Origin of the sequence: Pseudomonas fluorescens (assembly GCF_000967965.1) — a bacterium.
Classification (GTDB): domain Bacteria; phylum Pseudomonadota; class Gammaproteobacteria; order Pseudomonadales; family Pseudomonadaceae; genus Aquipseudomonas; species Aquipseudomonas grandcourensis.
In genome coordinates this window covers 57,423-82,475 of record NZ_LACC01000009.1, presented here as the reverse complement: position 1 = coordinate 82,475, position 25,053 = coordinate 57,423, and the positions used below count along the sequence as shown (strand labels likewise).

Genomic DNA, 25,053 nt, shown 5'->3' with positions numbered 1-25,053 from the left:
ACCGCAGGTGTCCAGCCTTCGGGTGGTGTCCTGTCGCTCCATTTATCAGGAGAGACAGTATGAGCATTTCATCCCGCACTTCGTCCCCGACGTCGAAGCCGTTGCTGCCAGGCAAAAGCAGCATGCACAGTGAATCGCTTGAACGCATGACCCCCGATTGGCTGATCAGCGCGACGACCTCAAGGCGCGCCGCGATCAAAGATAGCGCAATACGCCTGCCTGACTGGTACGTGCACGCATCCGGCGCGCAACAGCAGGCACTGAGGGCAAGTTTCAACGCCAGTTTTATTTCGCAGACCCGGCTGGACCAGAAAATGTCCGCGCTGCACGACGCCGAAACATTCGCCGGGCCGATATTGGCCAAGGCTCTCAAGGACAGGTTCTCGATCGACGTCGACGTCAGCAAGACCTGGGTGTGCCTGCGGCGCCCCCTGGAGGCTGGCATGTTCGATATCGAAGTCTCGTCTTTCGAGGTGTTGAAGCTTTCCTTGCTCCAGGCGGCATTGCACAACTTCGAGGCGTCGGAGTGTGAAGAAGGGGCCTTCCACCGTGGTTCAGGGTTCGTCGTCGAAACACCGACCCCCGGTACGTTCAAGGATGTTGCGCTGGGCATGACGGTCAGGCAGTTCTTGTCGCTGTGCCGATCGCTGGACATCGGAGCGCAGTATCAAACCTTCGTGAGCGGTTTTTTCCAGCCAGCCGATACGCGGGCGGAAGCCAACCTGCGCGAGCAATTCATCGACAGCCAGAAAACCGCAATGAGGGCGGCAGCCGACCTGGCGTTGTTGAAAAAGGATATCGAGCCGCAAGACTACTCGATGATCCTTTCGGTCATTGGCGGGGAAGTCCATCCCCGGCTGGGCGACAGACAGGTCTGGTTTCGCGATCTCATCCTGATGAAGCGCCGGATGACCGGCTGCGTGGTGTTCAGCATCAGCGAGCAATATCGCTACACCAGCGATTTCATCGTCTACATCCCCCATGATCCCGAGCATCCGCTCAAGCGCTACACCTCGGCGCAGCTGAGTGACGAATTCAAGCGCCAGTTCACGGCCGGCAATTCACGGTCTGCAAGCGATGGCAGGCCGACCGCACACCAGCGCTTTTTCAGTCAGTTCGTGGCTTACGCCGACCGCCCTTACTACTTCAGCCAGTTCACCCGCAAGGCGGCGGACGCTCCAGGCGATCCGTTGCACTCCTTCTGGGTCAAGGTCGCCCGGTACATTCCGCCGATCTCCACGTTCGTCGGTATCAAGGAGCTGCCCCCTGAAGCCCAGGGCAAGCGCGAACCCGTGGAAGATCCTTACCTCGACCCAATGGGTACGACGCGTAATGGCGTAGCCGGAATCTGGTCCGCCAACACCGATCTGTGGACTTATCTCTACGAGCAAAACCGCGCCAAGGTCATCGCCGATGCGCGCAGCCATGCGGTCCCGACCGCCGAAGTCGATGCGAGGGTTCGGGCGGCAAAGCTTAATCACCTGCTGGAAATCGGCATGCTGGGCTTGAACATGGTGTCGATGTTCGTACCGGTGCTGGGCGAGATCATGCTGGCGGTAATGGCCGGGCAATTGCTGTACGAATCGTTCGAAGGGGTTGTCGAATGGAGTGAGGGTGATCAGAACGCGGCCAAGGCGCACCTGATCGATGTTGCGGAAAACCTGGCGCTGATCGCGGCGATGGCTGGGGCCGGCAAGGTGCTGGGCAAGATGGCGCCGGTTGCACCCGAACCTGTGGTTGAAGGGCTGGACGCCATCAAGCACCCCGATGGCGCGACACGGCTGTGGAAACCCGACCTGAAGGCCTATGAGTGCAACGTTGAACTGGGCGATGACATCGCCCCCAATGCTTTGGGCCAGTTTCGTGCGAACCGCAAGACTTACATCCGCCAGGTGGGCAAGGTGTATGAGATCACCTTTGATTCCTCGCTGAAAAAATGGCGCATCAAGCATCCGTCCGATGTCAGGGCCTGGCGGCCGATTCTCGAACACAACGGCCACGGTGCCTGGCGCCATACGCTGGAGCGTCCTCTAGAGTGGGATCGCCTGACCCTGTTGCGGCGCATGGGCCATGGGACCGAGGCCCTGACTGACGAACAACTGCTCACCATCGCCGATGCCAGCGGCACCCATGACAATGCCTTGCGCAAGATGCACCTCGATCGCCTGCCTCCACCTCCCGGGCTGGCTGAGTTGTTGGCGGCGTTCGAGGCTGGCCCGGGGAACACCAAGGCGGTCAAGGGGCCGGTGGCGATGTTGCAGCGAGCTTGCCCGGGGCTGAGTGAATCCGCTGCCAACAGGGTGTTGCTCGATGGCAATGCCGAGGAACTGGAGCGGTGGCAAACGACGCGGCGGATTCCCTTGAACATGCTTGAAGAGGGCCGCTGGTATGCACGGCAAGGGCGCGTCAACCAGGCCTTTGCCGGGTTGCTTCTGGAGCGTATGGCATCGGCGGACAGCCGATGGCTCGCCCTGCATTCCCTGGAAAAGCTGCCGGGCTGGTCCGACGGCGTGCGCCTGGAAGTGCGCGACAGTCACGTCGAGGGGCCGCTGATCGATGGCATTGGCAGTCAGGCTGCCGACACGCACAAATATGTGGTCAAGAAAGGGCCGGCTTACCAGGCGTTCGATGAGCGCGGCGAGGAGCTCAATGGCATTCCTCGAAATGGTGACAATTTTTATCCGTCGATCATGCACGCCTTGCCCGACGCGGCGCGCCAGGCGCTGGGTGTTCCCCATGTGGCTCAGGGCAGCCAGTTGCGTACGGCAATCATCGACTATGCCGTCACCCATCGTGGCGAGCTGGCACAAAGCCTGGAGACACGCACTGGCAAGCATGCGACGTTCAAGCCTCCGGTTCGGGTCAACGAGCGGTTGGTGGGGTACTACGCCAGCGGGCGCGGGCAAGGGATCAACCCTTCGCTGGCGATACGGGTTCGCAATGTCTATCCGGCGCTGACCGAACAGCAGGCCAACGGATTTGTCCTGGCGCAGTTGCGGGCAGGAAAAACCGACGCGCAGATTTACGGTTTGTTGCAGACCCGCCTGCGCGAGTGGGAGACGCTTGAGGCGACGCTCGATCAATGGGTTGGCGAGCCATCGCCGAGCTCTGCCCTGGAGCGCATGCTGGGCGGTAAGGCCTCGGTCGCGCAGAGTCTCAAGGATAGCTGGCGCAACTCGCCGTTGGCCGCAGAGCAGGCGCGCTTCACATTGCTTGACCTGACCTGTGACGAAGCGCTTCCTTCGTTGTCGGCGGATTTCTCCCATGTGCGTGATCTGTACGTGCGGGGCAGGTGCATCACCGATGCCAATGCCGATGCGCTGTTGGCGAATTTCCCCAGATTGAGAAAACTACGGATCAACGCCACGGGCAACCAGTTCAGCAATGTGCCCGAAATCATCGGCACGATGCCGGAACTCACCGATCTGAGCCTGTACTCATCCGCTCCCTACGCCGCCGACATGCCGACGAGGTTGAGCGCGCTGACCAGGCTCGAGTACCTCAATGTCTATTGCTCGGGATTCGCGCCGATTGCGCTGGATGTCAGCCAGTTGCGCAATCTGCGCCTGCTGGAAGTGCTTGCACCTTCGTTGTTCGAATGGCCCAGCGGGGTGCTAGAACTGCCGCGACTCGAGCGATTGAACCTCAAGGGCACCGGGATCAGGACCTTGCCCGACGGCATGTTCAACGGGCATGAAAAGCTCTGGTCCGGACTGTCGCTGGACTGGTCGAATTTCCTTCGTGAAAATTTCAGGCCGGCGTATGAGTACGCCAAAAGGCAACCCCCACACCTTGTCGATCTCGAGGAAATGGTCAGGGATTACAGCAAGGGTGAGTTGAGACGCGTTGGCGAGGGCATCAACGAGAATCACGAGGCCTTGTTCAATCAGTTTGTCGAGCAGTGGCAGGACGCCGAGGCGAGGTACGGGGCGATCGAAGCCTTGAGTGAGCAACACCATGCACTCAACCGCAACCTCAATGACTGGTCCTATCGTGTGCGTGAAATGCCGACAGCGATCAACGAAATGACAGGTCGGACATTAGCGGCCAATTCCCTGAGAGCCTGCTGGCGCAACGGCGTGTTCAAGCGCTACGGCGCTACGGTCAATGCCTCGGTGCTCGACTTGCCAAATCTGGGGCTGAGTGATTTTCCCGAGCTGCCGGCCGGTGCTTTCCCGGAGGTGCAAACGCTGTATTTGAGGGGGAGTAAAGCGCCTGCAGCACAGATTCGCGATTTCATCAGCGGGTTTTCCGAACTTCAAACACTCGACTTGCGCAGTTGCGGTCTGACCGAAATCCCCATCGGCCCCGACAAACTCGGAAAACTGACTCAGCTGGATCTCTCCAGTAACGCGATTGTTGTCGATCCAGGGGTTCAGCAAGGTCTCGACGGGCTGCAGACGCTCGAATATCTGGACCTGAGCAGCAATCCCCTGAACAGCCTGGACGTCAGCGCAATGACTCGTCTCAAGGCCTTGAATCTGCGCGCGACTGAGCTGCGGGATTGGCCGGCGGGTGCCCAGGATTTGCCGGAGCTGACCTGGCTGGATTTACGCGACAGCAAGATTTCCGAGCTACCGGTGGCGGTACTGGAAAATGAGGTAATGCTCAAAACCAATCTCGGCGGTTCGCCCTTGACCCATCAGGCTGGCGCCATGCTCCGGACCGCCTGGCAGCGAACAGAAGTTGCCAGAGTGCTGCCAGAGGGTGCCCTGCAACGGTTCGCCATGGAGCCGATACCGCTTGGTTTCCCGCCGTCCGAGAGTGGGCTTTCCATTGCGCAGCATTTGCTGACGCTGCCTGAGGTTGCGGCGGGAGAAGGGGCCGAGGTTTTCACAAGGCGTCTGCAACGTTTGAAGCCGGCACTGGCGGATGATGAAGCCTTGCAAGCGCTGGAACAGATGCGCGAGCGCGGGGCGAGCGAGGTGCAAATCAGCGAACGCCTTGCCGGTTGGGAACAGACCTTCGAAGCGCTTACGCGTCAGTTGAACGGCTGGATCTTTACACGGGGCGTGCGCGGCACAGGCTGGATGGTGTCTTCGAGCATTCGCAGGCTGGGCGCCTTGCGCATCCTCGAATGCTGGCGTCAGGGCCTGACCGGCGTGGAGGGCGTCGCCAATGCCGTTTTGGATCTGAGCGGTCTGCAACTGGGCGATCTTCCAGAGATGCCGGCAACATTCGAGCACGTCGGCAGGTTGAACCTGACCGGTGTAAAGCTGACCCCGACAGGCTCCGACGGATTCCTCAACGCTTTTACCCGGCTCAAGACCCTGGAACTCAACGGCAATGGGCTGGAAGCCATACCCGAGCCGGTCCAGCACATGGGTACGCTCGAGCGACTGGAACTGTCTTCGAACCGGCTGAGTGATGCCGAACACCTGTACGCCTCGTTGAGCAATCTGGAACGCCTGAACCGGCTTGACCTGGGCTACAACGAACTGGAGTCCTTCGATCTCGACGTTTTCGAAGCATTGGTGACACTCGATCTGCGCAATAACAATCTGGCGCAATGGCCGGACGGCGTGCTGGATGCCGCCCACCTCAGAGTCCTGAATCTGAGTGGTAACGACATCACATCGGTTCCAGCGCAGGCTCTGGATGGCAATCACAATGTCCTGATGATCGGCATCGATCTGAGCGACAACAACCTGGCGCTTGAGAGCCTCGAACGCTTGAGGGCTTACCGTGACTCGGGAGCACGCGACACCGTGCTGGGGCTCTCGCGGGCCGAACTCGACGAGTTACTTGATGATGCTCACGACGAAGGCGAAAGTGACAGCGTCGAGTCGGATGAAGAACTCCCTGACGTTGAGCCTGATTCCGCGCAAAAGACCCCATGGCTAGTCAATACACCCCCGGAGGAACTGGCCGGTAAAAGCGAAATCTGGAATCGGCTGGCGGCCGAGCCGGACAATGCTGCGTTCTTTCATTTGCTCTCGCGATTGCAGGACACCCAGGAGTTTCGGGTGGCCAATGCCGATTTGACGCGACGGGTCTGGACAGTGATGGAAGCCGCGGCCAGCAACAGCGAACTTCGGGAAGTGCTGTTCGCCAGTTCGAGTACCCATGGCACCTGTGTCGACGGGCGAATTCTCACGTTCAGCGGGCTGGAAAGCAAAGTGTTCACCCACAATGCCTTGCTCGACATTCCGCCTGGAGGCTTGAGCGTGAAGGGCGAAGCACTGCTGAAACTGTCCAGGCAGTTGTTCCGACTGGACAAGATCGATGATCTGGCGACCAAGGCCGCAGCTAATACCGGTGAGGATGAGGCCGAGGTGCGCCTGGGTTATCGAATCGGTCTGACGGAGGGTTGGGATGACGGCCTGATCCTGCCGGGTCAGCCGAAACACATGACCTATGCCTCGGGCGTCACGCGGCAACAACTGGCTGACGCGCGCGTGGAAATCGTCAATGCGGAGCGGTCCGACGGGTTTTTCGAAGACTTGATCCAGCGTGACTATTGGGTGAGTTATCTCAAGGAGAAATACCCTGAAGAGTTCAGGGCGCTTGATGAGGTGGATAGTCAGGCAGGGGAGGATGACGGTGTTGATATCGCCGATGACGCTGCCCTTTTGACTCAGATGTTCGAGCAGGCGGCGGCGCGCAACGCGAAGATGATCGAGTTGTCCCGCAAGGAGGTCGCGGGTGGGGAGCCGCAACCGGGGACCTCGGCCAGAAGCAGCTGAATCAGCCGCCGGATAACTATTGTAGGAGCGAGCCTGCTCACGATTGCGGAATAACATTCAACATCGATGTTGACTGAAAGACCGCTATCGCGAGCAGGCCTCGCTCCTACAGAGGGCCTTGCCAACCACAATGCAGTGGTTGGCAAGGCTGTTTAGTTGTCGTAACCCAGGTTCGGCGCCAACCAGCGTTCGGTCACGCTCAACTCCTGGCTTTTACGCGAGGTGTAGCTCTGCACCTGGTCCTTGTCGACCTTGCCCACGGCAAAGTATTGCGCCTGCGGGTGAGCGAAGTACCAGCCGCTGACCGCGGCCGCCGGGAACATCGCGTAGTGTTCGGTGAGGAACACACCGCTGCGGCCTGCGCGCATTTCCTGGGCCTCTGGATCGAGCAGGGCGAACAGCTGGGCTTTCTCGGTGTGGTCCGGGCAGGCCGGGTAGCCCGGTGCCGGACGGATACCGCTGTACTGCTCCTTGATCAGTGCCTCGTTATCCAGCGTTTCATCCTTGGCATAACCCCAGTAGTCTTTACGCACCTGCTGGTGCAGCCACTCGGCGCAGGCCTCGGCCAGGCGGTCGGCCAGGGCCTTGACCATGATCGAGTTGTAATCGTCGCCGGCGTCCTGGTAGGCCTTGGCCACTTCTTCGGCGCCAATCCCCGCAGTGGTGATGAAACCACCCACGTAGTCAGTCACTTCACTGTCCTTGGGCGCGACGAAGTCGGCCAGGGAGAAGTTCGGCTTGCCGTCGGTCTTGATGATCTGCTGGCGCAGGTGATGCAGCTTGGCCATCGGCTTGCCGTCATCGCCATAGAGCTCGATGTCGTCGTCATGCACCTGGTTGGCCGGCCAGAAACCGAACACCGCGCGGGCGCTGATCAGCTTCTCGTCGATCAGTTTGCTGAGCATTTCCCGGGCATCTTTGTACAGCGAGGTGGCGGCTTCACCGACCACTTCATCCTGGAGGATGCGCGGGAACTTGCCGGCCAGGTCCCAGGAGATGAAGAACGGCGTCCAGTCGATGTATTCGGCCAGGACATTGAGGTCGATGTTGTCCAGCACCCGGGTGCCGGTGAAGGTCGGCTTGACCGGCGTGTAGCTCGCCCAGTCGAATTGCGGCTTCTTGGCGATGGCCGCGCCATAGCTCAGGCGCTCGGTACGGGCACTGCGGTTGGCGGTGCGTTCGCGAACGTCGATGTAGTCCAGGCGGGTTTTCTCGACGAAACCGGCCTTGAGCTCCTTGGACAGCAACTGCGTCGCCACGCCCACGGCGCGGGAGGCGTCGGTGACGTAGATCACCGCATCGTTGCTGTACTTGGGCTCGATCTTCACCGCCGTGTGCGCCTTGGAGGTGGTGGCGCCACCGATCATCAACGGCAGGTGGAAGTCCTGGCGCTGCATTTCGCGGGCAACGTGGACCATCTCGTCCAGCGACGGGGTGATCAGGCCGGACAGGCCGATGATGTCGCACTTCTGTTCCTTGGCCACCTGCAGGATTTTCTCTGCCGGCACCATCACGCCGAGGTCGACGATGTCATAGCCGTTGCAGCCCAGCACCACGCCAACGATGTTCTTGCCGATGTCGTGCACGTCGCCTTTCACCGTGGCCATCAGGATCTTGCCCTTGGCTTGCGGTTTGTCGCCTTTTTCCAGCTCGATAAACGGGATCAGGTGCGCCACGGCCTGTTTCATCACGCGGGCGGATTTCACTACCTGAGGCAGGAACATTTTGCCGGCGCCGAACAGGTCGCCGACGATGTTCATGCCGGACATCAGCGGGCCTTCGATCACTTCGATCGGGCGGGCGAAGGACTGGCGCGATTCTTCGGTGTCTTCGACGATGTGGGTGGTGATGCCCTTGACCAGAGCGTGCTCCAGACGCTTGTTGACGTCCCAGTTGCGCCACTCCTCGGTCTCGGCTTCCTTGACACTGCCGTCGCCCTTGTACTTGTCGGCGATGGCGAGAAGGGCGTCGGTGCCTTCCGGTGTGCGGTTGAGGATCACGTCTTCCACGGCGTCGCGCAGTTCTGCAGGGATCTGGTCGTAGATCTCCAGTTGACCGGCGTTGACGATGCCCATGGTCAGGCCGGAACGGATCGCGTACAGCAGGAATACCGAGTGGATCGCCTCGCGCACCGGGTTGTTGCCACGGAACGAGAACGACACGTTGGACACGCCGCCGGAGGTCAGCGCATACGGCAGCTCGTCACGGATGTAGGCACAGGCATTGATGAAATCGACGGCGTAGTTGTTGTGTTCTTCGATACCGGTGGCGACGGCAAAGATGTTCGGGTCGAAGATGATGTCTTCCGGCGGGAAGTCCACTTCGTTGACCAGAATGTCGTAGGAACGTTTGCAGATTTCTTTCTTGCGCGCTTCGGTGTCGGCCTGGCCGGCTTCGTCGAAGGCCATCACCACCACGGCGGCGCCGTAGCGCTTGCACAGCTTGGCGTGATGGATGAACTGCTCGACGCCTTCTTTCATGCTGATCGAGTTGACGATGCCCTTGCCCTGGATGCACTTGAGGCCGGCTTCGATCACTTCCCACTTGGAGGAGTCGATCATGATCGGTACGCGGGAGATGTCCGGTTCGCCGGCAATCAGATTGAGGAAAGTCACCATGGCCTTCTTCGAATCGAGCATCCCTTCGTCCATGTTGATGTCGATCACCTGGGCGCCGGCTTCGACCTGCTGCAGGGCGACTTCCAGGGCTTCGGTGTAGTTGTCTTCGCGGATCAGACGGGCGAACTTGGCGGAACCGGTGATGTTGGTGCGCTCGCCGACGTTGACGAACAGCGAGTTGCGATCGATGGTGAACGGTTCGAGGCCCGAGAGGCGGCATGCCTTCGGAATGTCCGGAATCTCGCGCGGCGCATAACCGGCCACGGCCTTGGCGATGGCTTCGATGTGGCCCGGCGTGGTGCCGCAGCAACCACCGACGATGTTGAGGAAGCCGCTCTGGGCGAACTCTTCGATGACCTTGGCGGTTTCCGACGGCAATTCGTCGTACTCACCGAATTCGTTCGGCAGGCCGGCGTTCGGGTGCGCGGAAACGTGGGTGCCTGCCTTGTTCGACAGTTCTTCGAGGTACGGGCGCAATTCGCGGGCGCCGAGGGCGCAGTTCAGGCCGACGGAAATCGGCTTGGCGTGGGCCACGGAGTTCCAGAACGCTTCGGTGGTCTGGCCCGACAGGGTGCGGCCCGAGGCGTCGGTGATGGTGCCGGAAATCATGATCGGCAGCTCGATCCCCAGTTCCTCGAACACGCCTTGTACGGCGAAGATCGCGGCCTTGGCGTTGAGGGTGTCGAAAATGGTTTCGATCAGGATCAGGTCGGCACCGCCTTCGATCAGGCCTTTGGTGGACTCGGTGTAGTTTTCCACCAGTTCATCGAAGGTCACGTTGCGGTAGCCGGGGTTGTTCACGTCCGGGGACAACGAGCAGGTGCGACTTGTAGGACCGAGCACGCCGGCGACGAAGCGTGGTCGGTCCGGGGTTTCCAGGGTCTTGGCGTCGGCAACCTTGCGCGCCAGGCGTGCGCCTTCTACGTTTAACTCATACGCCAGGCCTTGCATGCCATAGTCAGCCAGGGAGATCTGGGTGGCGTTGAAGGTGTTGGTTTCCAGAATGTCGGCGCCGGCGTCCAGGTAGGCTTTTTCAATGCCGCCAATCACATCCGGGCGAGTCAGTACCAACAGGTCGTTGTTGCCTTTGACATCGCTTGGCCAGTCAGCGAAGCGTTTGCCACGGTAATCCTGCTCTTCGAGCTTGTAGCTCTGGATCATCGTGCCCATACCGCCATCGAGAATCAGGATGCGCTCTTTGAGGGCGTGCTTGAGAGCTTGAAGGCGAACGCTGCGATCGGACATTTGGACTACTCGGTAAGGCCATGACGAAGGGCCGGGATGATAGCAAACCTGTGCGCTTTTGGAGCATGGCTCGAATTTGCATGAATATCGTTCATGTTGGTAAGGATGACAGACCGGTAGAATCGCGGCGTTTTTTCAGGATTCAGGACCAGGGACATGTCGTATCGCTTCGTCATCAGCACATTGCTGCTGTTTTTAAGCTGGGGCGCCGTGGCGCAAGGCCCGGCGATTTCCACTGCCATTTCACCTGCTATTTCTTACAGCCGCGACATTCAACCGATCTTCACTGAAAAGTGCGTGGCCTGCCACGCCTGCAACGACGCCGCCTGTCAGCTCAACCTGGGCAGCGGCGAGGGCGCGACACGGGGCGCAACCAAAGTCCCGGTCTACGACGGTGACCGCCGCCAGGCCGTTGCGCCGACCCGACTGTTCTATGACGCCTCCGGCAAACAGGCCTGGCAGCAAAAAGGCTTCTATTCGGTGCTCGATGCCCAGGGCAGCCAGGCTGCATTGATGGCGCGGATGCTGGAGCTTGGCCACAAAACTCCGTTGCAACCCAACGCGAAGCTGCCGGAAGACATCGTCCTGGGCCTGAACCGGGAAAACATGTGTGCCATGCCCACGGAGTTCGACGACTACGCCGCCAAGCATCCGAAGGAGGGCATGCCACTGGCAGTGACCGGCCTGACCGACCAGCAGTACCAGACGCTGCAACGCTGGTTGGCGGCAGGCGCGCCGATCGATCAGCAAGCGCTGGCGCCGAGTGCCAGGGAAGCCCTGGAGGTGGTGCAATGGGAAAACCTGCTCAATTCGCCGGGCGCCCGGGAAAGTCTGGTGGGGCGCTGGCTGTTCGAGCACTGGTTCCTCGCCCATCTCTACTTCAAGGACGGCGAGCCTGGGCATTTCTTCCAGTGGGTGCGTTCGCGCACCCCGACCGGCCAGCCAATTGACCTGATCAACACCCGTCGCCCGAACGATGATCCGGGTACGCAGTTCTACTATCGCTTGTGGCCGGTTCAGGGCGTGATCGTGCACAAGACCCACATCACCTATCCGCTGAGTCCGGCGAAGCTGGCGCGGGTCAAGAGTCTGTTCTACAGCGGCAACTGGCAGGTCGACGCATTGCCGGGCTATGGACCGCAGAGCCGGGCCAACCCGTTTGCCACTTTCGAAGCGATTCCGGCCCAGGCGCGCTATCAGTTCATGCTCGATAACGCCGAGTACTTTGTGCGCACCTTTATCCGTGGGCCGGTGTGTCGTGGTCAGATCGCCACGGACGTGATCCGCGATAATTTCTGGGCGCTGTTCCAGGCGCCCGAGCACGACCTGTATGTCACCGATCCGAACTATCGCGGGCAGGCCACGCCGTTGCTGGCGATGCCGGGGCAGAATGACGACGTCGGCAGCGTCCTGAGCCTGTGGCACGACTACCGCGACAAGCGTAATGAATACGAAGCCTTGCGCCGGGACAGCTACGCCGATCAGCCTGCGCCGAGCTGGTCGACCCTGTGGGCCGGCAACGACAACGCGTTGCTGAGTATCTTCCGCCATTTCGACAGCGCTTCGGTGACCAAAGGCCTGATCGGCGAGGTGCCGCAAACGATATGGCTGTTCGACTATCCGCTGCTGGAGCGCACCTACTATCAACTGGCGGTGAACTTCGATGTGTTCGGCAACCTGTCCCACCAAGCCCAGACGCGCTTGTATTTCGACCTGATCCGCAACGGCGCCGAGCAGAATTTCCTGCGCCTGATGCCCGCCGATTCTCGGGATGGCTACCTTGACGACTGGTATCAGAACAGTGGCAAATTCAAGATGTGGCTCGACTACGAGACCATCGATGACGACTCGCCGACCGCGCTGAAACTCAATCCGGCTGATCCCAAGCGTGACTTTGCCAATCAGTTGCTGGCCCGATACGGCGACCTTAATGCCAGGCCCGACCCGATCAATCGCTGCGACGGCGCTTACTGTTCGCGGCCGAACATCGATCCGGACCTGCAAAATGCCGAGCAGGCGCTGAGCCGTCTGACTTCGCGTCCGGCCGCCGGGCTGAAGGTCATCGATCAGTTGCCGGAAGCCACTATGTTGCGTATCGAAACCAGCAGCGGCAAGCGTGAGGTCTACAGCCTGTTGCGTAACCGTGCCCACAGTAACGTGGCGTTTTTGCTCGGTGAATCGCTGCGCTATCAGCCGGGACTCGACACCCTGACGATTTTCCCTGGCGTGCTGAGCAGCTACCCGAACTTCATGTTCAACATCCCGGCCGGGCAAGTGCCGGCGTTCGTGGATGCGATGGAAAGCGCCAAGGATACCGACAGCTTCGAGAAAATCGTCGAACGTTGGGGCATACGCCGCAGTCATCCGCAATTCTGGCCTTATTTCCATGACCTGAGTCGCTACATCCACGAAAACGATCCGGTGGAAGAGGGCGTGCTGGACATGAACCGCTACGAGAACCTCTGACAGGACGCAGATCCCCTGTGGGTGTGGAGCCCCCTCGCCACAAAAGCCCGCTCACACAGGGTGATTGGTGTTTCTTTTCCCGACAAAAATACTAGGACTTTGTCCGGCGCGTTGATTGGCGTAAACTGCGCCCAAGCCTGCGAGGAGTTTCCATGACCGCTATTACCATCACTGACGCCGCCCACGATTACCTGGCTGATCTGCTCTCCAAGCAGAACACCCCGGGCATCGGCATCCGCGTCTTCATCACCCAGCCTGGCACCCAGTACGCCGAAACCTGCATTGCCTACTGCAAGCCGGGCGAAGAAAAACCCGAAGACACCGCGCTGGGGCTCAAAAGCTTCACCGCGTACATCGACCACTTCAGCGAAGCCTTCCTGGACGATGCCGTTGTCGACTACGCCACCGACCGCATGGGCGGCCAGCTGACCATCAAGGCGCCAAACGCCAAGGTACCGATGGTCAACGCCGACAGCCCGGTCAACGAGCGCATCAACTACTACCTGCAAACCGAGATCAACCCGGGGCTGGCCAGCCACGGTGGTCAGGTCAGCCTGATCGATGTGGTCGAAGACGGCATCGCTGTCCTGCAGTTCGGCGGTGGTTGCCAGGGCTGCGGCCAGGCCGACGTGACGCTGAAGGAAGGCATTGAGCGCACTCTGCTCGAGCGCATCCCGGAGCTGAAAGGTGTTCGCGACGTGACCGACCACACGCAGAAAGAAAACGCCTACTACTAAGGTGTTCGCTGCGAAACGAAAAAACGGCGCTGTGGCGAGGGAGCTTGCTCCCGCTTGATGGCATAGCCATCACAAAATCAGTCAATGCATTTTCCCGTGATGAATGCGTTGGCTGATGTTGGGACCGCTTTGCGGTCCAGCGGGAGCAAGCTCCCTCGCCACAGGTGCTTTCAGGGTCTGTAGAGATGCGCATGCCCCGCGCGATACAGTGACGACTCGCTGAAGTTATCGCTGCCCAGCACCCGACCCACCAGAATCAACGCCGTACGGCGAAAGCCCTTGGCTTCAACCTTCCCGGCAATATCCTCAAGCGTGCCCACCACCCAATCCTGATCCGGCCAGCTCGCACGGTGAACCACCGCAATCGGGCAATCGGCGCCGTAATGGGGTAGCAGTTCTTCAACGATCTTCGCCAGGTGATTAACCCCCAAATGAATCGCCATGGTCGCGCCGTGCTGCGCCAGGCTGGAGAATTCCTCTCCGGGAGGCATGGCGGTCTTGTCGGCGTAGCGCGTCAGGATCACGCTTTGCGAAACGTCCGGCAGCGTCAGTTCTGCGCCCAAAAGCGCTGCGCAAGCGGCTGTGGCCGTCACGCCGGGTACGATTTCGAACGCAATGCCCAGCTCACGCAGATAGCGAATCTGCTCGCCGATGGCGCCATACAGGCTCGGATCGCCGGAGTGCACCCGGGCCACATCCTGGCCTTTGGCGTGGGCAGTCTTGATCAGGTCGATGATCTGTTCCAGGTGCAGTTCGGCGCTGTTGACCACTTGTTCGGCACAGTGACCTTCCAGTACGGCGGCAGGCACCAGGGAACCGGCATAAATGATCACCGGGCAGCTGCGAATCAGCCGCTGGCCCTTGACGGTAATCAGTTCGGGGTCGCCGGGACCTGCGCCAATGAAGTAGACGGTCATCGTCGGTTCCTGTGGGGAAAAAGGGGCTGAACAGGGCTTCAGATGAAGAATGTTCATGATCAAAGCGGGGGATTATCGGTTTTTTACGCAGCGCCGGCCAATGCCAGGGTTGCCTGGGCGTATTTTTGTCGTGGAATCAGCAGTTTTGCCGGGGCCTGGGCCAGTTGTTCGGCCAGGGCCAGTGCGGCGCTTTCCGCCACGCCGTAGCAACCGGTGCGTTCAAAGGCTATTTGCGATTGATGACTGAGTTGCGGTTCATAAACGGCCAGTTGTTCACTGCTGAAATACATCAATTCCAGGCCAAGCTGCTGAGCCAGTTCGATTAACGCAGGTTCGTCGCGCTTCGAATCGATGCTGGCCAGCGCCTTGATTTCATGACGAGCAATCTGGTGTGCCTCCAGCGCCTGATCGAGCAGCGCCAGCAACGTGCTGACAGGGCAGCCGCGCTGGCAGCCCAGGCCGACCACCAGGGTCGGCGCTGTGCTGATATCCGTCATGCGTGGTACTGGCCATCGCTTTTGCGACGGAACAACCAGGCGCTGATCAGGCCCAGGGTCAGCCAGAACGCCACGTTGGTCAGTTGCGAAGCGATTTTGAACTGGGCTTCCAGCGCCTCTGGAGCGAGCATCGAATGCACCTCCGGTTGCGGCGCGCCAATCACATGGGGAACGGCGAGGATCGCCGCGCCGAGGACTTTCATCAGCCAGTGACGGCTGAATACGATCAGGGCGATACCGACGGCAGTGGACGCGGCCGTACCGATCCACCACAGTTGCCGCTGTGCCAGATCGGCGGCGGCAGTACCTGGCAGTTCCGGTGGCAGGCCGAGGGTCGGTGCGAGCACGAAGGTCGCGTAACCGGCCAGGCCCCAGAGCAGGCCCTGCGAGGTTTTGGTCGGCGCACGCAAGGTGTACAGGCCGGCCAGCATCAGGGCGAAACCGACGGCCACCACCAGGTTACCGCCGGTGGTCGACAGCACGCGCTGCCAGCCGTCTTCCGGCTCCCAGGCTTGCGCATCGTGGGTGTGGGCAGCCATCGCACCGTCGGCGTGTTCATGCATTTCAACAGCGGCCGGTTCGGCTTTTTCGTAGGTCTCGGCCTGCAAAATCAGCGGGGCGACCCAGAAGCTTTGCAGCAGGGTCAGCAACAGGGCGGCCAGCAGCCCGGTGAAACCTGCGGTTTGCGCAATACGCTTGATCATGTCGACAGCACTCAATGGCACGGGAACGCGGAGCTGTGACGGGTATCGTGGGCGGCGTTGTGCACCGCTTCGATGTGCGAGAAACCGGCAAAATACACAAGGCACGCGCCCAGGATCGACGCGCAGATGGCGGTGGCCAGACGTTGGGTCAGGGTTGAGGTGGTGCTCGCGGCTGTGTGTTCGGCGCTGCTGATGATCGACATGGCGTTTCCCTCTGGTCTGTCAGCGGGGAATAAGAGCGCATGCAAAAACCCGCACGACCAGGCGCGCAAGGTTTAAAACAGCGCCCGCCCACCGCGGGTTTGTTGGTTCAGTGATCGTACTGGTCACTTTGTGTTGCGGGCCGGTCTCCGGGCTCACGAGGGGCAAAGGCCTGGGCCTGAACCTGAAAGCATCACCTTCCCATGCCGTAGTGGCACAGTGGATCTGACGCTTCGCTCGCTTACCGTTGCGGGGGCAGCACCGGACTGACATGGCTTAAGAGTAAAGCACATGATTCACCGGTTTCCCGTTTCACCCTGTGAAGGGCACCCGTAACAAGGTGTGTAGGAGAGCATGGCCGGGGGTTGGGCGTCAATTGGCAAGGGTTCGCATTTAAGGTTCGCCACAGGGATCGCAAGCATTGACCCGCCCCAAGACCATGCGTAGCCTTGCGCTTTCGAGGTTCTTCGGCGTTTGTCGAAGCTAAGAAGGGAACGCGGTCGATGCCGCGGCTGCCCCCGCAACTGTGAACGGTGATGTTCGTTGCCACGCCACTGCAGGCTCAATCCATGAGGCCGGCGGGAAGGCGCAGCGAATGCCAGGCTCAAGGCCGGCACACCGTCAGCCAGGAGACCTGCCTCGTCACAGATTCTCACTTTCAACCGGGCGGGGTGATCCGGTGGCGAACTCTTCAGGCATGCGCGTCCGCGTTGCCGGTCGTCGTCCCGTATGCCCGCCACATTAGCCATAGGGCATCCGATGAAAACACTGGCCAAACTCCCCGTCACCATCGTTACAGGCTTTCTCGGCTCGGGTAAAACCACGCTGCTGCGGCACATGCTCGACAACGCCCAGGGTCGCCGCATCGCGGTGATCGTCAACGAATTTGGCGAGTTGGGCATTGACGGCGAAATCCTCAAGCAGTGCTCCATCGGTTGCACCGAAGAAGAAGCCAACGGCCGTGTCTATGAACTGGCCAACGGTTGCCTGTGCTGCACCGTCCAGGAAGAATTCTTCCCGGTGATGCGCGAACTGGTGGCCCGTCGCGGCGATCTTGACCACATCCTCATCGAAACCTCCGGTCTGGCGCTGCCCAAGCCGCTGGTGCAGGCCTTCCAGTGGCCGGAAATCCGCAGTGCCTGCACGGTGGATGCGGTGATCACTGTGGTCGACAGCCCGGCCGTGGCCGCCGGCACCTTCGCCGCGTTCCCGGACCAGGTCGACGCCCAGCGTAAACTCGACCCGAACCTGGACCACGAATCGCCGCTGCACGAACTGTTCGCCGACCAACTGGCCAGCGCTGACCTGGTGATCCTCAACAAAACCGACCTGATCAACCCGGCGGACCTGGCCCGCGTGCGCCTGGAAGTCGCCGAGGAATTGCCGCCAGCGGTGAAAATCATCGAAGCCAGCAGCGGTCGCCTGCCGCTGGACGTGCTGATCGGCCTGGGTGCCGGCTCCGAAGAACACATCGACAGCCGTCACAGCCACCACGACCATCATCACGATGGCGACGACGATCATGATGACCACGATCACGACGCCTTCGATTCGATCTCCATCGAACTGCCGCAAGCCGACGAAAGCCTGCTGCTGGATGCGCTGACCCAACTGGTGGTCCAGCACGGCATCCTGCGGGTCAAGGGTTTTGCGGCGATCCCGAACAAACCGATGCGCCTGCTGATCCAGGGCGTGGGCACGCGTTTCGACAAGCATTTCGACCGCCAGTGGGGCGCCGAAGAAGCGCGAGTCACCCGCCTGGTGCTGATCGGCCAGGAACTGGACGCCACTGTTCTCGAAGCGCAATTGCGCGCCGCGCTCAGCGTGTAAGCCATGCACCTGCTCAGGACCCAGCCCGGCGGTTTCGTGTCGGATGACAACATTGCCGACCTAGGACAAACCCCCGCCGAGCTGGTGGTCCTGTGCAGCGGCGACTCCAGCCTGGCGCTGCTCGCCGAAGCGGCGCAGCAGTTGCCCGACGATTACCCGAGCGTGCGCCTGGCCAACCCGATGCAGGTGCAGAACCATGCCTCGGTCGATTTGTACGTCGATGAAGTGCTGCGTCACGCCAGGGTGATCCTGATTTCGCTGCACGGCGGCATCGCCTATTGGCGTTACGGCATCGAGCGTCTGGTCGAACTGTCGCAGCGCGGCGTGCAGGTGATTCTGGTGCCGGGCGATGATCGCCCGGATCCGGAACTCAGTGACCTGAGCACTGTCGGCGCCGAGGATCGCGACCGGCTTTGGCAGTTTCTGCGCCAGGGGGGCATGGGCAACGCCCTCGATTTCTTCCGCTGTCTGGCCAACCGCTGGCTGGCCCGTGATTACACCTGGGGCGAGCCGCAAACCCTGCCACGCACGGCGATTTACCATCCGCACAAACACTCCGCCGCACTGAGCGACTGGCAAGCCGATTGGCACGCCGATCAACCGGTGGCGGCGGTGCTGTTTTACCGCTCGCATTTGCAGGCGGCGAACACCGCGTTCATTGATGTTTTTTGCCAGCGCTTGCAGGCGGCGGGGTTGAATCCGCTGCCGATTGCGCTGGCCAGCCTGAAAGAGCCCGGTTGTCTTTGCGCGGTCGAGGACTGGCTGGATGAGGCCAGCGTCTCGGTGATCCTGAACACCACCGGCTTCGCCCAATCCAGTCCCGAAGCACCGCATCTGCGCCCGTTTCGCCGCAATATTCCGGTGATCCAGGCGATTTGCGCCCAGGATAACGAACCCGGCTGGCGCGCCAGCGAACAGGGGCTTGGCCCTCGGGATCTGGCGATGCACATTGCCTTGCCGGAGCTGGACGGACGCATCATCAGCCGCCCGATCAGTTTCAAGGACCTGGCGTGGCGCAGTGAGCGCAGTCAGTCGGATGTGGTTTGCTACCGGCCACAACCGGAACGCATGGATTTCGTCGCCGAACTGGCCCGGCGCTGGGTCGATCTGGCACGGGTGCCCAATGCTGAAAAACGCATTGCCTTGATTCTCGCCAATTACCCGACCCGCGACGGCCGCATCGGCAACGGCGTCGGCCTCGACACCCCGGCAGCGGCGCTGAATATCCTGCGGGCGCTGCATGCCGAAGGTTATCCATTGCCGGCTGAGTTACCGGACAGCGGCACCGCGTTGATCCAGCAGTTGCTGGGCGGCGTCAGCAACGATCTCGAGACTCTCGACCAGCGTCCGTGCCAGCAAAGCCTGGGCATGGATGACTATCTGGTGATGTTCAATGCACTGCCCGAAGCCAACCGCGCGGCGGTGCTCGAACGTTGGGGCGCGCCGGAAAGCGACCCGATGTGCCGCAGCGGACGGATGATGATCGCCGGCCTGCGTTTTGGCCTGACCTTCGTCGGCATTCAGCCTGCCCGGGGTTATCAGGTCGACCCGAGCGCGGTGTATCACGACCCGGACCTGGTGCCGCCCCACGGTTACCTGGCGTTCTACTTCTGGCTGCGCAACACGTATGGCGCCCACGGCGTGATCCACGTCGGCAAGCACGGCAACCTCGAATGGCTGCCGGGCAAGGGCGTGGGGCTGTCGGAACATTGCTGGCCAGATGCGTTGCTCGGGCCGCTGCCGAACATCTATCCGTTCATCGTCAACGACCCGGGCGAGGGCGCCCAGGCCAAGCGGCGCACCCAGGCCGTGATCATCGATCACCTGATGCCACCGCTGACCCGCGCCGAAACCTACGGCCCGCTACGCAATCTCGAACTGTTGGCGGACGAATATTACGAAGCGCAGTTGCTCGACCCGCGTCGTGCCCGAGAGTTGCAGCGCGATATCTTGCAACTGGTACGCGACACCCACATCGACCGTGAACTGCAACTGGATGAACAGCTCGACAGCGATGCCGACGCGGCGATCTGGTTGCCACGGCTCGACACTTACCTGTGCGATTTGAAAGAGTCGCAGATCCGCGACGGCCTGCATGTGTTCGGCGAATCGCCCACCGGTCGTTTGCGTATCGATACCTTGCTGGCGCTGTTGCGCATTCCACGGGGCGATGGCCGGGGCGCGCAGTCGAGTCTGCTGCGGGCACTGGCCAAGGCTTTCGGGCTGGGGTTCGATCCGCTCGATTGCGCCTTGGCCGAGCCGTGGACGGGGCCGCGCCCTGAGCTTCTTGTGGGCATCAGCGAAGAGACCTGGCGCACGGCGGGCGATACTCGCGAACGCCTGGAGCTGTTTGCCGCGCAGTTGATTTCGGACGCGTTGAATCCAGAGGCTCAAACCACACCAATCTCCTCTGGGAACGGGCTTGTGTGGCGAGGGGGCTCGCTCCTACAGGAGGCCGACTGGATTGAGGTACAAGCCATTATCGATGGTTTGCGTGACGTCATTGCCCCGCGTCTGGACGCCTGCGGCCCGGCGGAAATGCGCGGATTGCTCGATGCCCTGAGCGGTCGCTTCGTCCCGGCCGGTCCCAGCGGCGCACCGAGTCGTGGCCGCCTGGACGTGCTGCCCACCGGTCGTAACTTCTATTCGGTGGACGTGCGCAATCTGCCGACTACCACGGCGTGGCGCATCGGGTTCCAGTCGGCCAACCTGATTCTCGAACGGCACCTGCAAGACCACGGCGATCATTTGCGCCAGCTCGGTCTGTCGGTGTGGGGCACCGCGACCATGCGCACCGGCGGTGATGACATCGCCCAGGCCATGGCGCTGATGGGCGTGCGCCCGGTCTGGGCCACCGGCAGCCAGCGGGTCGATGATTTCGAGATCCTGCCGTTGAGTTTGCTTGACCGTCCTCGGGTCGACGTGACCTTGCGCGTATCCGGTTTCTTCCGCGATGCCTTTGCCAATCTGATTCGCTTGTTCGACGCGGCGGTGCAAGCGGTGGCCGACCTCGATGAGCCGGATGACCTCAATCCGTTGGCGGCCAAGGTACGTGCCGAGCGCACAGCTCTGCTTGAGGCGGGGCTCGATGAAGACGCTGCGCGGCGTCAGGCTGGCTGGCGGATTTTCGGGGCCAAGCCCGGTGCCTACGGCGCAGGCGTGCAGGGCGCTATCGATGGTCGCCTGTGGCAGAGCCGCGAGGACTTGGCCGAGGTTTACCTCAACTGGGGCGGCTACGCTTATGGCGGTTCCGACGAGGGCACCGCCGCCCGCGAACAGTTCAGCCAGCGCCTGAGCCAGGTGCAGGCAGTGCTGCAAAACCAGGATAACCACGAGCACGATTTGCTCGACTCCAACGATTACTACCAGTTCCAGGGCGGTATGCTCGCGGCGGTGGAAAGCCTGAAAGGCGAGGCGGCGGCCAGCTATCATGGCGACCACAGCCAGCCGGACCTGCCGAAGATTCGCACCCTGAAAGAAGAACTGAACCGGGTGATCCGCTCCCGGGCGGCCAATCCGAAGTGGCTCGAAGGTGTTAAACGTCACGGCTACAAAGGTGCGTTCGAAATGGCCGCGACGGTCGACAACCTGTTTGCCTTCGACGCCACAACGCAGTTGATCGACGATCACCAGTACGCGTTGCTGGCCGATGCCTATTTGCTTGATCCGGACACCCGGGATTTTGTCCGCGAGCACAATCCCCATGCCTTGCGCGACATGACCGAGCGCATGCTCGAGGCGCAACAACGGGGGATGTGGAAGGAACCCGGCGAGTACCGCGAGGCGCTGGAGAATTTGTTGCTGGATATAGAAGAAGACAGCTGACACAGAAGCCCGAGGCCAACACAAACCTGTGGCGAGGGAGCTTGTCGGAACGCCGCACCGTCCCGCTCGGCTGCGAAGCGGCCGTAAAACCGGATAACCCGATTTTCCTGGACATGCGAGGGCCGCTTCGCGCCCCAGCGGGAGCAAGCTCCCTCGCCACAGAGTTCAAGTTTGTCCTTTGGATTGTTGATCGACACAACCGACCATAATGAGACGCCTGACATGACCGACACCCCGCATTTCCCGCTCTCCGCCGTGGTCGGCGCCGACGATTTGAAGCTGGCCCTGTACCTGACCGCCATCGACCCGAAAATCGGCGGTGTGCTGATCGAAGGCCCGCGAGGCATGGCCAAGTCGACCCTGGCCCGCGGTCTGGCGGACCTGCTGGCCAGCGGTCAGTTCGTCACCTTGCCGTTGGGCGCCACCGAAGAGCGCCTGGTCGGCACCCTCGATCTCGACGCGGCACTGGGCGAAGGTCGCGCGCAGTTTTCCCCTGGCGTACTGGCCAAGGCTGACGGTGGCGTGCTCTATGTCGACGAGGTCAATCTGTTGCCAGATCACCTCGTTGACCTGCTGCTCGATGTGGCCGCCAGTGGCACCAATTTGGTGGAGCGTGACGGCATTTCCCATCGGCATTCGGCGAAGTTCGTGCTGATTGGCACCATGAACCCGGAGGAGGGTGAACTGCGTCCGCAATTGCTTGACCGTTTCGGCTTGAACGTCGCCCTCGGTGGCCACACCGCGCCGGCCGAGCGCGGCCAGATCATCCGCCGTCGCCTGGATTTCGACAGCGATCCGCAAGGCTTCTGCGCCGAATGGGAATCCGCGCAAGCGTCTCTGCGCGAACGTTGCCAGAACGCACGCAACGCACTGGCAAACATTCCCCTCGATGATCAGGCGCTGGAACACATCACTGAACGCTGCTTTGCAGCCGGTGTCGATGGTTTGCGCGCCGACCTGGTCTGGCTGCGCGCCGCCCGGGCGCACGCCGCCTGGCGCGGGGCGAACGCGATCGCCGAGGAAAATATTGACGCCGTTGCCGAGTTCGCCTTGCGCCATCGTCGTCGCGAACATTCTCCACCGGCACCTCAGCCATCCCAGGCTGCGCAACAATCGGTGCCGCAAAACGCCAACCCGAGCGAAGGGCAAGGCCAGTGGGGCGAGTTGCCTGCCCAGCCGCTGGCGGTCGGCGCACGACGTGAAGTGCCGAGCTGGCCAAAAAAGCCCTAGGCATTCGCCCTCGCTCAGACGTGGGGGCGAATGCCAGACCCCGTGCCGGGCGGCTGGGCCACGGAAAACAGGGCAAGCGTCACACGGCGCGCAGCGGCTTGGTCAACTGGCCTGGTACTTTGCTCAACGGCCGACCGCGTCAGCGCGACGACCTGTTGTTTCACCTGCGCACTCGCTCGCCCCATGAACTGTGGCTAGTGATCGTTGACGCCTCCGCTTCGACCCGTCGTCATCAGGCCTTGAGCGATGCCAAGGGCTTGCTGGCGCAGTTGTTCGACGATGCCTATCGCCAGCGTGCGCGACTGGCGTTGCTCACGGCCAGTGGTGCTGCACCCAGGTGGCAGGTGCAGGGGTTGAAGGCCTCGACCGGGTTGCGCCATTGGCTCGATGGCCTTGGCGCCGGGGGCGGCACGCCGTTGCTGGCCGCGTTGGGCGAAGCAGGGCGATGGCTTGCGGCACGGCAAAAGCGTTTTCCGGCAGAGCAGCAGCGGTTGCTGCTGGTGACCGATGGCCGGCTGAAGGACTGGCCGTTGTTGCCCGTGCTGGAGTGCCCGGGGGTGCTGATCGACATCGAACGCGGGCCGATTCGGCTTGGGCGCAGCAGGGTGTTGGCGGCGCAGTTGCAGGCTGAGTATCGTCATATTGACGAGCTGCTTCCTGGCTGAATTCTGGGCTGTTCATGCCGCCATCTTCGCGGGTAAGCCCGCTCCCACAGTGGTTGGTGATTTACACAAAATTTGTGTTCAGCGCGAAACCTGTGGGAGCGGGCTTGCCCGCGAAGGCGATGTATTAGCCACCACAGGTTTCGGGTTACTTACCCATCGCCTGCCGGTACTGCCGGGTACGCTTGCCAATGTACAACTGATCGAAAATCAACGCCCACAACGCCGAGACTTCAGGCCGGGGCTTGCGCCCACGGCTCAAGCGATTCAGCTGAAACTTGACCACCGCCATGCTCGCCAGCGCTGCCAGAGGCTTGCGCTTCCAGCGGATCGGCGGCAGTTGCGGATGGCTGTCCTGGCCTTCGCGCCAGTGCTTGACCAGGTGCGGCTCCACGGCCAGCGCAGTGCCGATGCCGGCCATGGCGATGCCGCTGTCGAGCACCTGTTCGACGATTGCCAAACGCCGGATTCCGCCCGTCACCATCACCGGCATGCGCGCCACGCTGGCCAGTTCACCGGCCATTTCCAGAAAGTACGCTTCCCGTGCCAGGGTCCGGCCGTCGCGGGCTTCGCCTTGCATGGCCGGTGCTTCGTAACTGCCGCCGGAGAGTTCCAGCAGGTCGATCGCTTGTTCGTTGAGCCACTGGATCACTTGCCGTGCATCATCGGCATCGAAACCACCGCGCTGGAAATCCGCCGAGTTGAGTTTTACCGAAACACAAAATTGCGGCGACACCGCTTGGCGAACCGCTTCGACAACCGACAACAGCAGGCGCGCACGATTTTCCAGGGATCCGCCCCATTGATCGGTACGCCGATTGGTGAGCGGCGATAGGAACTGGCTGATCAGGTAGCCGTGGGCGGCGTGGATCTGCACGCCGGTAAAACCGGCTTTCTCGGCCAGTGCGGCACTGGTGGCGAAGCGTCGGATCACTTCCTGGATATCGTCCTCGCTCATGGGCTTGGGTTCGGCGAACATCTTCGAGAACTGGCCCAGATCCAGCGCAACCGCCGACGGCGCCAAGGCTTGCTGGCCCAGGTTGGCCATAGTCTGGCGGCCAGGATGGTTGAGCTGTACCCAGAAATGCGCACCGCCGGCCCGACCGGCGCTGGCCCACTGGCGGAAGCGCTCCAGGTGGCGTTCGTCTTCCAGTGCTACACCGCCGGGGCCGGTCATGGCGCGGCGGTCGATCATTACATTACCGGACAGCAACAAGCCGGCCTCGCCCTCGGCCCAGGCCTGGTACAGGCGAAACAGCGCCTGGTCGGGCACTTGGTCGGTATTGGCGAGGTTCTCTTCCATCGCGGCTTTGGCAATGCGATTGCCGATGGTCTGGCCGTTGGGCAAATTCAACGCTTGAAAGGGCGACATGCTTGACTCCTCGTAGTGATGAGTAGAGGCTAAGCTTAAAGTTAACTTTAATGTCAAGCAGGT

At 61.4% G+C, this 25,053-nt stretch carries 13 protein-coding genes and 2 riboswitches; of the genes, 7 read left to right on the top strand and 6 right to left on the bottom strand.

Features of this window, described 5'->3' with window-relative positions; genetic code table 11:
- The first annotated feature begins 59 nt into the window (after window positions 1–59).
- Window positions 60–6,686, top strand: coding sequence for an NEL-type E3 ubiquitin ligase domain-containing protein (locus tag VC35_RS06130; RefSeq protein WP_046038492.1), 6,627 nt, complete (start codon window positions 60–62; stop codon window positions 6,684–6,686).
- A 152-nt stretch (window positions 6,687–6,838) separates the two neighbouring features.
- Here VC35_RS06130 and metH read toward each other — a convergent pair whose 3' ends face one another.
- The gene (gene metH, locus VC35_RS06125; protein WP_046038491.1) at window positions 6,839–10,549 is read right to left on the bottom strand and encodes a methionine synthase; all 3,711 of its coding nucleotides are present in this window, start codon (window positions 10,547–10,549) and stop codon (window positions 6,839–6,841) included.
- A 156-nt stretch (window positions 10,550–10,705) separates the two neighbouring features.
- Here metH and VC35_RS06120 point away from each other — a divergent pair, with 156 nt between their 5' ends.
- Both VC35_RS06120 and nfuA read left to right on the top strand, forming a co-directional pair.
- The gene (locus VC35_RS06120) at window positions 10,706–13,015 is read left to right on the top strand and encodes a fatty acid cis/trans isomerase (protein WP_046038489.1); all 2,310 of its coding nucleotides are present in this window, start codon (window positions 10,706–10,708) and stop codon (window positions 13,013–13,015) included.
- Between the two features lie 152 nt (window positions 13,016–13,167).
- Window positions 13,168–13,752 (top strand): Fe-S biogenesis protein NfuA, encoded by a 585-nt coding sequence (nfuA, locus tag VC35_RS06115; protein WP_007912592.1) that lies wholly within the window; start codon window positions 13,168–13,170, stop codon window positions 13,750–13,752.
- A gap of 170 nt (window positions 13,753–13,922) precedes the next feature.
- On the opposite strand, the gene cobM is transcribed toward nfuA, so the two are convergent.
- The 4 genes from cobM to VC35_RS06095 form a co-directional block, all read right to left on the bottom strand.
- Window positions 13,923–14,669 carry a precorrin-4 C(11)-methyltransferase gene (gene cobM / locus VC35_RS06110; protein ID WP_046038486.1) on the bottom strand — a complete coding sequence of 249 codons (747 nt, stop codon included), beginning with the start codon at window positions 14,667–14,669 and terminating at the stop codon, window positions 13,923–13,925.
- An 83-nt stretch (window positions 14,670–14,752) separates the two neighbouring features.
- On the bottom strand, window positions 14,753–15,166 hold the full coding sequence (locus tag VC35_RS06105) for a cobalamin biosynthesis protein (protein ID WP_046038484.1): 414 nt from the start codon (window positions 15,164–15,166) through the stop codon (window positions 14,753–14,755).
- Complete coding sequence (locus VC35_RS06100) at window positions 15,163–15,870, bottom strand: CbtA family protein (RefSeq protein ID WP_046038482.1); 708 nt, start codon at window positions 15,868–15,870, stop codon at window positions 15,163–15,165. The genes VC35_RS06105 and VC35_RS06100 overlap by 4 nt, the downstream gene beginning before the upstream one ends.
- A gap of 11 nt (window positions 15,871–15,881) precedes the next feature.
- On the bottom strand, window positions 15,882–16,073 hold the full coding sequence (locus VC35_RS06095; protein ID WP_046038480.1) for a CbtB domain-containing protein: 192 nt from the start codon (window positions 16,071–16,073) through the stop codon (window positions 15,882–15,884).
- A gap of 121 nt (window positions 16,074–16,194) precedes the next feature.
- Window positions 16,195–16,420, bottom strand: a riboswitch (cobalamin riboswitch).
- A 94-nt stretch (window positions 16,421–16,514) separates the two neighbouring features.
- A riboswitch (cobalamin riboswitch) is annotated at window positions 16,515–16,727 on the top strand.
- Window positions 16,728–16,830: 103 nt separating this feature from the next.
- Between VC35_RS06095 and cobW the strand changes: the two genes are divergently transcribed.
- The 4 genes from cobW to VC35_RS06075 all read left to right on the top strand — a co-directional run bounded on the left by cobW (window position 16,831) and on the right by VC35_RS06075 (window position 23,621).
- Window positions 16,831–17,901: a cobalamin biosynthesis protein CobW gene (gene cobW / locus VC35_RS06090; protein WP_046038478.1), complete on the top strand. Its 1,071-nt coding sequence runs from the start codon at window positions 16,831–16,833 to the stop codon at window positions 17,899–17,901.
- 3 nt (window positions 17,902–17,904) lie between these two features.
- Entirely contained in the window at window positions 17,905–21,726 is a 3,822-nt protein-coding gene (gene cobN, locus VC35_RS06085; protein ID WP_046038476.1) for a cobaltochelatase subunit CobN, read from the top strand.
- Window positions 21,727–21,948: 222 nt separating this feature from the next.
- Window positions 21,949–22,956: a magnesium chelatase ATPase subunit I gene (locus VC35_RS06080; protein WP_046038475.1), complete on the top strand. Its 1,008-nt coding sequence runs from the start codon at window positions 21,949–21,951 to the stop codon at window positions 22,954–22,956.
- A 119-nt stretch (window positions 22,957–23,075) separates the two neighbouring features.
- Complete coding sequence (locus tag VC35_RS06075; RefSeq protein WP_046038592.1) at window positions 23,076–23,621, top strand: vWA domain-containing protein; 546 nt, start codon at window positions 23,076–23,078, stop codon at window positions 23,619–23,621.
- A gap of 145 nt (window positions 23,622–23,766) precedes the next feature.
- Here the strand turns inward: VC35_RS06075 and VC35_RS06070 are convergent, their stop codons facing one another.
- Window positions 23,767–24,990 carry an NADH:flavin oxidoreductase/NADH oxidase family protein gene (locus tag VC35_RS06070; protein WP_046038474.1) on the bottom strand — a complete coding sequence of 408 codons (1,224 nt, stop codon included), beginning with the start codon at window positions 24,988–24,990 and terminating at the stop codon, window positions 23,767–23,769.
- Window positions 24,991–25,053: the final 63 nt, after the last annotated feature.

Excerpts from the sequence above, each read along its gene's own strand:
- VC35_RS06130 (WP_046038492.1), top strand. The coding sequence starts at position 60 with ATGAGCATTTCATCCCGCACTTCGTCCCCGACGTCGAAGCCGTTGCTG.
- metH (WP_046038491.1), bottom strand. The coding sequence starts at position 10,549 with ATGTCCGATCGCAGCGTTCGCCTTCAAGCTCTCAAGCACGCCCTCAAA.
- VC35_RS06120 (WP_046038489.1), top strand. The coding sequence starts at position 10,706 with ATGTCGTATCGCTTCGTCATCAGCACATTGCTGCTGTTTTTAAGCTGG.
- nfuA (WP_007912592.1), top strand. The coding sequence starts at position 13,168 with ATGACCGCTATTACCATCACTGACGCCGCCCACGATTACCTGGCTGAT.
- cobM (WP_046038486.1), bottom strand. The coding sequence starts at position 14,669 with ATGACCGTCTACTTCATTGGCGCAGGTCCCGGCGACCCCGAACTGATT.
- VC35_RS06105 (WP_046038484.1), bottom strand. The coding sequence starts at position 15,166 with ATGACGGATATCAGCACAGCGCCGACCCTGGTGGTCGGCCTGGGCTGC.
- VC35_RS06100 (WP_046038482.1), bottom strand. The coding sequence starts at position 15,870 with ATGATCAAGCGTATTGCGCAAACCGCAGGTTTCACCGGGCTGCTGGCC.
- VC35_RS06095 (WP_046038480.1), bottom strand. The coding sequence starts at position 16,073 with ATGTCGATCATCAGCAGCGCCGAACACACAGCCGCGAGCACCACCTCA.
- cobW (WP_046038478.1), top strand. The coding sequence starts at position 16,831 with ATGAAAACACTGGCCAAACTCCCCGTCACCATCGTTACAGGCTTTCTC.
- cobN (WP_046038476.1), top strand. The coding sequence starts at position 17,905 with ATGCACCTGCTCAGGACCCAGCCCGGCGGTTTCGTGTCGGATGACAAC.
- VC35_RS06080 (WP_046038475.1), top strand. The coding sequence starts at position 21,949 with ATGACCGACACCCCGCATTTCCCGCTCTCCGCCGTGGTCGGCGCCGAC.
- VC35_RS06070 (WP_046038474.1), bottom strand. The coding sequence starts at position 24,990 with ATGTCGCCCTTTCAAGCGTTGAATTTGCCCAACGGCCAGACCATCGGC.